Below are 252 nucleotides of genomic sequence, written 5' to 3'. Positions count from 1 at the left end.
CCGTCGTCTTCGCATTCGCTTCGAACGTCGGGCCGACATTCACGAAGCACTTCTCAAATTCGGTTGCTCCCTCGTCTGCTGGAACATCTTCAGACGGACGGAGCAGCCTTTTTGAATCCATCTCTTAGCAGGCTGTTGAAATACACCTCACTGATGCGCGGCTCATCGTTCCAACGAGCCGTCGCGCGAGGTTGGTTCATTTCGATTTGATGCCGGATGCCCTCAATTCGGGTGGAGCCAATGTCATCTTCT

The 252-nt window shown here is 53.6% G+C and carries 1 pseudogene; it reads left to right on the top strand.

Features of this window, described 5'->3' with window-relative positions:
• Positions 1-115, top strand: a pseudogene (locus tag AB3X96_RS42980) (IS5/IS1182 family transposase); the annotation flags it as partial.
• Positions 116-252: the final 137 nt, after the last annotated feature.

Source organism: Paraburkholderia sp. BR13439 (assembly GCF_040948805.1).
Taxonomy (GTDB): domain Bacteria; phylum Pseudomonadota; class Gammaproteobacteria; order Burkholderiales; family Burkholderiaceae; genus Paraburkholderia; species Paraburkholderia youngii.
Note: the sequence above shows the minus strand (reverse complement) of the source record. Positions and strands in the feature narration are given on the sequence as shown.